At 38.6% G+C, this 10,076-nt stretch carries 8 protein-coding genes and 1 pseudogene; 4 read left to right on the forward strand and 5 right to left on the reverse strand.

From position 1 onward, the window contains the following. The first annotated feature begins 76 nt into the window (after window positions 1-76). Window positions 77-982: a Dyp-type peroxidase gene (locus A6E04_RS13080; RefSeq protein WP_065611601.1), complete on the forward strand. Its 906-nt coding sequence runs from the start codon at window positions 77-79 to the stop codon at window positions 980-982. A 92-nt stretch (window positions 983-1,074) separates the two neighbouring features. On the opposite strand, the gene crr is transcribed toward A6E04_RS13080, so the two are convergent. From crr to cysZ, 5 genes are all read right to left on the reverse strand, one after another. Further along, complete coding sequence (crr, locus tag A6E04_RS13085) at window positions 1,075-1,584, reverse strand: PTS glucose transporter subunit IIA (protein WP_065611602.1); 510 nt, start codon at window positions 1,582-1,584, stop codon at window positions 1,075-1,077. Window positions 1,585-1,660: 76 nt separating this feature from the next. Beyond that, complete coding sequence (gene ptsI, locus A6E04_RS13090) at window positions 1,661-3,385, reverse strand: phosphoenolpyruvate-protein phosphotransferase PtsI (protein ID WP_017021184.1); 1,725 nt, start codon at window positions 3,383-3,385, stop codon at window positions 1,661-1,663. A gap of 57 nt (window positions 3,386-3,442) precedes the next feature. Further along, a complete protein-coding gene (gene ptsH / locus A6E04_RS13095; RefSeq protein ID WP_005420435.1) occupies window positions 3,443-3,700 on the reverse strand; it encodes a phosphocarrier protein Hpr in 258 nt (85 codons plus the stop codon). Between the two features lie 319 nt (window positions 3,701-4,019). After that, entirely contained in the window at window positions 4,020-4,988 is a 969-nt protein-coding gene (cysK, locus tag A6E04_RS13100) for a cysteine synthase A (RefSeq protein ID WP_017021182.1), read from the reverse strand. Between the two features lie 164 nt (window positions 4,989-5,152). Then, window positions 5,153-5,905 carry a sulfate transporter CysZ gene (gene cysZ / locus A6E04_RS13105; RefSeq protein WP_017021181.1) on the reverse strand — a complete coding sequence of 251 codons (753 nt, stop codon included), beginning with the start codon at window positions 5,903-5,905 and terminating at the stop codon, window positions 5,153-5,155. A 271-nt stretch (window positions 5,906-6,176) separates the two neighbouring features. Here cysZ and zipA point away from each other — a divergent pair, with 271 nt between their 5' ends. From zipA to A6E04_RS13120, 3 genes and pseudogenes are all read left to right on the forward strand, one after another. Further along, window positions 6,177-7,103 (forward strand): cell division protein ZipA, encoded by a 927-nt coding sequence (gene zipA / locus A6E04_RS13110; RefSeq protein WP_017021180.1) that lies wholly within the window; start codon window positions 6,177-6,179, stop codon window positions 7,101-7,103. Window positions 7,104-7,193: 90 nt separating this feature from the next. Continuing rightward, entirely contained in the window at window positions 7,194-9,203 is a 2,010-nt protein-coding gene (gene ligA / locus A6E04_RS13115) for an NAD-dependent DNA ligase LigA (RefSeq protein WP_017021179.1), read from the forward strand. Window positions 9,204-9,718: 515 nt separating this feature from the next. Further along, window positions 9,719-10,076, forward strand: a pseudogene (locus tag A6E04_RS13120) (porin); the annotation flags it as partial.

Consider the following 10,076-nt stretch of genomic DNA (forward strand, 5'->3'; position numbering starts at 1 on the left):
TTTATTATCAAACAATCTAATGCTTAATTTCATATAATGAACTCAGTTAATTCAAAATAAGAAAGGAACTGAGTTCATGTCTTACACTCCTCAAACGGCATTATTGCCAGAACCAGATCGATTTGCACTGTACGTAACGTTAACTGTGAAAAATAACCCTCAGCAGGTTTTAGAGCAGCTTCAAGCGTTACCACTTTTGATCTCTGAATTAAATGAAAGCCAACCAGATGCCAATATAAGTAGTGCGATTTCTTTTGGTGCTGATTTTTGGGCTACATTGTCTGCACCTATGCCACCAGAGTTATCTAAATTTAGAGCATTAGGTAAAGGGGATATCATCGCACCAGCGACTCATGGTGATGCGTTTATTCACCTGCATTCAAATCGTCATGATTTACACTTTTATATCCTACGTAAATTAATGAGTTCTATTTCTGAATGTGTTCAAGTCGATGAAGAAGTTTCTGGTTATCGTTTTCTTGATTCTCGTGACATGACTGGTTTTGTTGATGGAACAGAAAATCCTAAGAATGAAGCTAGAGCAGAAGTTGCCCTAATTGCGGATGGGGAATTTAGTGGTGGCAGTTACATGATGTGTCAGCGCTTCCTTCATAACATACCTGCGTGGAATCGCTTATCTGTTTCTGCTCAAGAAAAAGTAATTGGTCGTACTAAGCCTGATTCTATTGAACTAGACGACGTTCCTGCTGCTTCTCACGTAGGTCGTGTTGATATAAAAGAAAATGGTAAGGGTGTTAAGATTCTACGCCACAGCTTGCCGTATGGCTCGGTCTCAAGTGATCATGGTCTATTGTTCATTGCGTATTGTCATAGTAAACATAACTTCCAAATTATGTTGGATAGCATGTACGGTGAAATTGATGGGAAAACGGATCAATTATTACGTTTTACTGATGCTGTTACTGGCGGGTACTTCTTTACTCCATCACAAGAAATGCTTGCTGATCTTACGGTTCGATAATTAATCAACAAACGATAGATATAAAAAAGCCGCTATCAAATAGCGGCTTTTTTTATTCTTTATTTAACTAATTAATTATCTATTAAAAGAAATTACTTAGTTATTTTAAGAACTGGAGATTCACCAACAGTAACAGCACCAGAAAGCTTAGTTAGCTCTTTGATTTCGTCCATGTTAGAAATAACAACAGGAGTAAGCGTTGATTTCGCGTGCTCTTCAAGATACGCAAGATCAAATTCGATTACGATATCGCCAGCTTTAACTTCTTGACCTTCTTCAGCAATACGAGTGAAGCCTTGGCCTTTAAGTTCAACAGTATCAATACCGAAATGAACGAAAAGCTCAATGCCGTCTTCAGATTCGATTGAGAAAGCGTGGTTAGTTTCGAAGATTTTACCGATCGTACCGTTTACTGGAGCAACCATTTTGTTGCCAGAAGGTTTGATAGCAATACCGTCACCAACGATTTTTTCAGCGAACACTACATCTGGCACATCTTCGATGTTTACGATTTCACCAGAAAGAGGTGCGATGATTTCAATTGCACCAGCGGCAGCACTTTCAGAAGAAAATGCGCTTTTAATTTTGTCAAACAGACCCATTGTGTTGCTCCCTAAAGTTTGTATTAAATAGCCACTAAAACTTAGTGGCTATATTTAATTCTTTGCAACTATACTATTACTTAGTATTTTCTGCGATAAATTTTTCAACGTGTGCTTCAATTTCTGCTGCTGTAGGCATTTGAAGTGCTTCATCTGCCATTGCTTTTACTGCTGCAAAGTTTGAGTTACGAACGATTTTCTTAACAAGAGGGATAGAAATACCGCTCATGCTGAATTCGTCTAAGCCCATACCAAGAAGAAGTAAGCTTGCACGATCATCACCCGCTAACTCACCACACATACCTGTCCATTTGCCTTCTTTATGAGAAGCATCGATTACTTGCTTGATTACAAGCAGAACCGCTGGAGATAGTGGGTTGTATAGGTGAGAAATCATTTCGTTACCACGGTCAACAGCAAGAGTATATTGTGTTAAATCGTTAGTACCGATAGAGAAGAAGCTAACTTCTTTCGCTAAATGATGTGCAATTGCAGCGGCTGCTGGCGTTTCAACCATAACACCGATCTCGATGCTTTCGTCAAACGCTAGGCCTTCAGCTCGAAGTTCTACTTTGTATTCTTCGATTGCTTTTTTCAGCTCACGGATTTCTTCAACAGAAATGATCATTGGGAACATGATACGCAGTTTGCCGTGTGCTGATGCACGTAAAATACCGCGTAATTGATCACGTAGAATTTCACGACGGTCTAAACTGATACGGATTGCACGCCATCCTAAGAATGGGTTCATTTCTTCAGGAAGATCCATGTATGGTAGATCTTTATCACCACCGATATCCATAGTACGGATAATCACTGATTCACCATGCATCGCTTCTGCTACTTCTTTATAAGCAACATATTGCTCTTCTTCAGTAGGAAGTGCATCACGATCCATGAATAGGAATTCTGTACGATACAGACCAACACCTTCACCGCCGTTACGAATAATACCTTCACAGTCTTTTACTGTGCCGATGTTACCGCAAACTTCAACTTGGTGGCCATCTAGAGTGATAGCAGGTAGGTCTTTTAGTTTTGCTAGTTCTTCTTTTTCAGCAACTAAGTCGTCACGAATTTTTTTCGATTCAGCCAGTTCTGCTTCTGATGGGTTGATAACAATTCTGTTGTTAACCGCATCAAGAATCAACATGTCACCGTTTTTCACTTGCTTAGTGATATCGTTAGTACCAACGATAGCAGGAAGTTCAAGAGAACGTGCCATGATAGAAGTATGAGAAGTACGTCCGCCAATGTCACAAGCAAAACCAAGAACGTAATCTAGGTTTATTTGTGCCGTTTCAGACGGTGTTAAATCTTTAGCAACTAGGATAACTTCTTCATTAATGTTGCTTAAAGAAACAATCGTAATGCCTAGTGCATTTTTAACAAAGCGGCTACCGATATCACGGATATCTGTAGCACGCTCTTTTAGATAGTCATCATCTAAAGATTCAAGTGCACACGCTTGCTCTTCAATTACAGAGTAAATTGCAAAATCAGCAGAAAGTTTGTCGTCTCTTATAAGGGCTAAGATTTCTTCTTCTAGCTCTTCATCTTCAAGAAGCATTATATGCCCCTCAAAAATCGCTTCTTTTTCTTCGCCAAATGTTGCTAGCGCTTTCGCTTTAACCGCTTCTAATTGCTCAGAAGACTTAGCTCTAGCGTCAAAGAAACATTGAATTTCTGTTTCTACTTGAGATTCAGAGATTGGAGTTTTGTTTAGGACAATTTCATCTTCCTGAAGTAATAATGCTTTACCAAAAGCAATACCCGGAGATGCTAGAATGCCAGAAATCATAGCTTTACCTTAACATTGATCAAATTAGAGAATGAGAATAATTAAAGAAAAAGCTGATTAATGCAGCTCGTCCATTAGTTTAACTAGGTGGTCTACTGCTTCTTTTTCTTGAGCGCCTTCGGCAGAGATAGTTACGTTAGTACCTTTAGTTAGACCTAAAGTTTGTAGTTTGAAAAGGCTAGTAGCGCTTGCGCTTTTGCCATTAGAAGTAACAGTGATTTTTGCATCAAAACCTTTCGCTTCTTTAACGAACTGAGCCGCTGGACGAGTGTGAAGGCCATTTTCTGCAGTAATTACTACGTCTTGTGAATACATTGTGTATACCCCGATTTATATTTTATGTTGAATTAATGTCGTTAACCCATTCGTTTCTGAAAACTACTTTCGCACATCATTGTGATAGACACAATCCACGAATGTTAAATAGATTAATGACAGTAATTTTATATAAGTTTACTTATTTTGTAATCTTAAGTTCACTTCTCAGTGATACTTTATAACGGATTGTAATTATTTTACACCTAAAAATAAAGTGGCTTGATTATTACTAAGGAGGGAAATGAAATCAACAAAAAAACCCCATAAGGGGCTTTTTTGGCGTAAAAATTGATTTCAACACATGAATGTTGCGGTTTTATTGCTCATTTTCTTGTTCTGTAAACAAACCAGCAAAAAGTGCTGTACTTAGGTAACGTTCACCCGAACTTGGTAATACGACAACAATTTGCTTATTTGCGAACTCTGGAAGTGCTGCAATGCGGTTTGCTGCAACGACGGCTGCTCCTGAAGAGATGCCAGCTAAAATGCCTTCTTCTTCCATTAAACGACGAGCCATTTCGATTGAATCTTCTGATGTCACGGCTTCAACACGATCAATTAGCGTTAAATCTAGGTTTCCTGGAATAAATCCAGCGCCGATCCCTTGAATCTTATGTGGTGCTGGTTTTATCTCTTCGCCTGCAAGTGCTTGGGCAATAACTGGTGATTCTGCAGGTTCAACAGCGACAGACAGTACGGCTTTATTTTGAGTATGTTTTAAGTAACGACTGGTGCCTGTTAATGTACCTCCAGTACCTACTCCAGCAACAAATACATCAATGTTGCCATCAGTCGCTTCCCAGATTTCAGGGCCTGTTGTTTTTTCATGAATCGCCGGGTTTGCAGGGTTATTAAATTGTTGAAGAAGTAAATATTTACTTGGATCACTTGCTACAATTTCTTCCGCTTTAGCGATGGCGCCATTCATGCCTTTTGCCGCTTCAGTAAGAACAAGGTTTGCCCCTAGTGCTTTAAGCAGCTTACGACGTTCTAAGCTCATTGATGCAGGCATAGTTAGTGTTAGTTTGTACCCTTTAGCTGCGGCAACAAAAGCCAATGCAATGCCGGTATTTCCTGATGTTGGTTCAACTAACTCTATGCCTTCTCTTAATGTACCTGCTTTTTCTGCTTCCCAAACCATGTTTGCACCAATACGGCATTTAACGCTAAAGCTTGGATTACGTGCTTCTACTTTTGCTAATACATTACCATTACTCACACGGTTTAAACGTACAAGAGGGGTATTGCCAATCGTTTGTGAATTATCTTCGTAAATCTTTGTCATGATCTGTTCCTTCATTTCACGTAAAGCGTGATTAATTATAAAGTAAATATTTTGGACGCTCGTTTGAGCAACTCGACCTATCTAGAATACGAAGAGTTACTTAAATGAGAAAGGATCTAAAGGTTATAAGATATAGATGAACTTATTCTATGTGGGTTTAAGCATTAAAGGCGAGAGTGCTTATCACGATAAACATCTACCCACATTGCTGTTGCGCCACATACAGCAATAGGCATTACAAATAAATTTAGAATAGGGGTCATCGTAAAGAGAGTAACTAGCGATCCAAATGATAGGCATTTACCACGCTTTGTTTTTAAATCATCTCTCATCACTTCGAATGGTACTTTATGGTTATCAAATGGATAATCGCAATATTGAATTGCCATCATCCAAGCCGTAAATAAGAACCAAAGAATAGGAGCCACACTTTGTCCTATTGCCGGAATAAAGAAGAGAATAAACAAGCCTAGCGCTTTAGGTAGGTAATATTTCAGTTTTTGCCATTCACGTTTAAAGATCCGCGGGAAATCTTTTAATGCGTCAATTACCCCACCGTCAGGCGCGGGTTGATTGGTTAATTTTGCTTCTAAATGCTCTGCTAGTAAGCCATTAAATGGTGCTGCAATCCAATTCGCAATCGTACTAAAGAAATAGGAAAATACCGCAAGAATACTAATGACAATGAAAGGCCATAGTAAATACGATAACCAATCTAACCAACTCGGTATTTGGGCTAGAATTTGTTCGATCCATCCACCAATTTGGTTGAAGAGATAAAAAAATGAACCGCCTAATAAAATAAAGTTTATCAGTAGGGGAATAAAGACAAAGCGTCGAATACCAGGGGTCATTGCAAGTGACATCCCTTTCACAAAGTATTGAACACCAGATTGGGTTTGTTTAAATGAACTCATAATCTATATTTACAGTTTGTGTATCATCTATTCACTATACTCAAAAATACGCACAAAGAAATGCAATTACCGATAATTTAGCGACTGATATTGTTCATTTGTAAGATTTATGTCACCACTTTCATTTTGTTATTCAACAAGTACCCTATTATTTGGTACATTACCAATAAGTAATGGTAGATTAGCACTATTGGTTAGGCTACCTTAATAGTAGTGATAATATTTCTTCCTTATATACAGTAAGAAGAATTAATAAAGCAGAGAGTGAGCGATGCAAGAATTGCGATTAGTGTTGATACTTGTTGGGGCATTGGCCATTGCGGCATTGTTGTTTCATGGCTTATGGACAAGTCGAAAAGAGACAAGCTCAAAATTTGGTAAGAAAGTAGATATCGATTTTGATTCTGAAAGTGAAGATGAGCAACCAACCCCAGCTCGTGGTTTTGAACAACCAAAAGAAAGCGTAGTAGACGTTCGTCAAGAAAGAAAAGAACCAGCATTTGGTCGTGATGAACCTAATTTATCCCAAGATCCGTTGTTTGATGGTGGCACTGACGCGATTCTTAAACAGAATGAAGAAGAAAAGGAAGTGGAGCCGAAAGTAATTGAAGAGCCTGTAATGACAAGGCCCTCAATTTCTGAATCGATGGTAAAAGAAGAGCCAACTATTTCGTTTTCTGCGATTGATGATGTTGAACCGACTTTTCACAAAGAGTCTTCAGTTGTTCCAGCGCCCGTTGAACCCGTGATTATTCCTGAAATAGAGCCTGAAGTTGTTCCTGAGCCAGAAGAAGATGTGATTGTCATCAATGTGCATGGTATGGGGAATGAGCGATTTAATGGTAATCGTTTATTTAATAGCTTAGAGCAAAATGGATTAATCTTCGGTGATATGGCTATTTACCATCGTCATTCTGATTTGGCCGGTTCTGGTAAAGTTGTATTTAGTACTGCTAATATGGTTGCTCCAGGGCATTTCCAAGTACCAGAGGGTGAAGAGTTTTCGACTCCAGGTATTTCATTTTTCTTACCATTGCCATGTAATGGTGAAGCTGATTATAATTTCAAACTAATGCTACAAACGGCACAATTAGTCGCTTCAGAGCTTGGTGGAAATGTGTTGGATGAAAAACGAAATATGCTTACACCAAATAAAATAGATGAATACAAACAACGAGTAAAAGTTTTTTGTAATTAATCGTCTATTATTATCTTAATTTTTAAAGGCTCATTCGTGAGTCTTTTTTGTTTGTATACCATCAATAAAAGAACAAGAAGTTGACCCGTCATGAGTATTGAAAAAACACTAGATGAGCTTAAAAAACAGCTTAATTATCACGCTTACCGTTATTACGTTGAAGACAGTCCAGAGCTTCCTGATGCTGAATATGATCGAATGATGCAGCAACTATTGTTGATTGAAAAAGAACACCCAGAGTTCATGACTGTCGACTCTCCAAGCCAGCGAGTTGGTGGTGAAGCATTAGGTGGTTTTACTCAAGTTCAACATGAGATCCCTATGTTGTCATTAGATAATGCATTTAACGATAATGAACTCGACTCTTTTGAAAAACGCATCAATGATCGTCTTATTTCGGATTCTGTTTCCTTGTTTTGTTGTGAGCCTAAGCTTGATGGTTTAGCGGTAAGTCTTTTGTATGTTGATGGGCTGTTGGTTCAAGCGGGAACTCGTGGTGATGGTGCAACAGGCGAAAATATTACAGAGAATGTAAGAACTATTCGTTGCATACCGCTAACGTTGCAAGGAGAAGGGTGGCCAACTCGTTTAGAGGTTCGCGGTGAAGTATTCATGCCTAAAGCCGGGTTTGATGCGTTAAATGAAAGAGCGCTAAAACGTGCTGAGAAGCCATTTGCTAATCCCCGTAATGCGGCCGCTGGCAGTTTGCGTCAACTTGATTCAAAAATCACAGCAACTCGCCCATTGAGCTTTTATGCATATAGTGTAGGAATCATTGAGGGGGGGGAGCTAGAAGGCAGTCATTATCAACGGTTTGTTCAGTTAAAAAACTGGGGTTTACCTATGTGTGAAGAGACAAAACAATGCCACTCACTGACCGATGTAAAAGCATATTATAAAGACATTCTCGAGCGTCGAGATGCATTGAAATATGAAATTGATGGTGTAGTGATTAAGGTTGATAGTATTTCTTTGCAAGAGCAACTAGGCTTTGTTGCAAGAGCCCCGCGTTGGGCTATTGCTTATAAATTTCCTGCTCAAGAAGAGCTGACCGTTTTAAACGATGTTGAATTTCAAGTCGGTCGTACTGGGGCAATAACCCCCGTAGCCAAATTAGAGCCTATTTTTGTTGGCGGAGTGACGGTGAGTAATGCGACATTACACAATGCCGATGAGATTGCTCGCTTAGGGGTTCATATTGGTGATACTGTCATTATTCGTCGTGCTGGTGATGTTATCCCTCAGATTGTATCAGTCGTAGAAGCTCGTCGTCCTGAAGACAGTAAGGCGATTATCTATCCAACAACATGCCCTGCTTGTGATTCTCAACTGGAACGTATTGAAGGCGAAGTCGTCACGCGTTGTGTCGCTGGTTTAGTTTGCCCTGCTCAACGTAAAGAGGCGTTAAAGCATTTTGTTTCTCGCAAAGCGCTTGATGTAGATGGCTTGGGAGATAAAGTGGTAGAGCAACTCGTAGATAAAGAAATGGTGGAGACACCGGCTGATTTATTTAAACTGTCTGCAGGTGTATTAACCGTCCTCGATCGTATGGGACCAAAGTCAGCGCAGAATGTGGTCAATGCATTAAATAAAGCGAAAGAAACGACGTTATCACGTTTCTTATATTCTTTAGGGATCAGAGAAGTTGGAGAGGCGACTGCGGCTAATTTAGCTCTCCATTTTCAAACATTAAATGCAATAAGTTCCGCCACATTTGAACAATTAATTGAAGTCAGTGATGTTGGCGATATTGTTGCTAAACATATACTTGGTTTCTTTAGTGAGCCTCATAATCAAGCTGTGATTGAAAGTTTACAACTGATGGGCGTTAATTGGCCGGATATTAAAGCGCTTGATGAATCGGTTCCTCAGCCACTAGCAGGTAAAGTTGTTGTCTTGACAGGAACATTATACAAACTAAAACGCAATGAAGCTAAAGCGGCACTGCAAGAATTAGGTGCTAAAGTTGCTGGTAGTGTCTCTAAGAATACCGATATTCTTTTTGCTGGAGAAGCGGCTGGTTCAAAATTAGCTAAAGCAGAAGAGCTAGGTGTTGAAATAATGAATGAAGAACAGTTGATTGAAATATTAAATAATTAATAATAAGTCATGCAACTAAAGGAGCCTTTAAGGCTCCTTTTTTTATGTTTTAAATTTACTTTTTGTTTTTATCCACTATTTAGTGGGATGTGAATAAATGATGACAAAATAAAAAATACAAACTGACTTTTATAATTATCAGTAAGTAATTGTGACATTGGTCGCATTGACTATTTTTTTATATTTATAAGTGACTGTTTTAGATGCTCTTGTTGTTTTTTGATGTTTTTCGATCTATTTATTTTGATCTTAATCACTAATGCGAAAGAAGTTTGCGCTCGGTCATATTTTTTTTAATGGAAATTAAGTTTTTGTTTTATGTTTTTTTATAAGGGTTTATTGTTTGTCTCATGGATGCACAGAGTGTATGCAGGAAAACTATAAGGTAATTACAATTTTTGATGATTCACATTGAGAATTGGTGAAATTAGGAGATTTATTTACTGCTTTCGGCGGCCAACTTAAAGCCAGTAAATAATGAACACAGCTATATCCATTTTTAGGAGCTTTATTCCATGGAAAACAAATTTTTTAAAACTACACTATTAGGTGCAGCAATTGCTCTAGCATCTTCAGGTGTGACAGCAAAAGAAGTTGGTATCAACTCTGATTTTAATGTTGAAGTTTACGGCGTAGCCGCTATTTCGTTGGTTAACTACAACACAACTGATAATAATGATACAAGTTCTGGTTATGTAGTAGAAAATGAATCACGCATTGGTTTTCGTGCGCATAAAGAAATGTTTGAAAATGTGTTAATTACAATGCAAATTGAATCTGGTTATGTAGATAGCACTGATTGGCCACATGGTGGTGTTTCTGGTGGTACTCTTGGTTTCCGTGATACATTTATTGGTGCATCAGGCGATTGGG

This window comes from Aliivibrio logei, from assembly GCF_001691055.1.
GTDB lineage: Bacteria > Pseudomonadota > Gammaproteobacteria > Enterobacterales > Vibrionaceae > Aliivibrio > Aliivibrio salmonicida.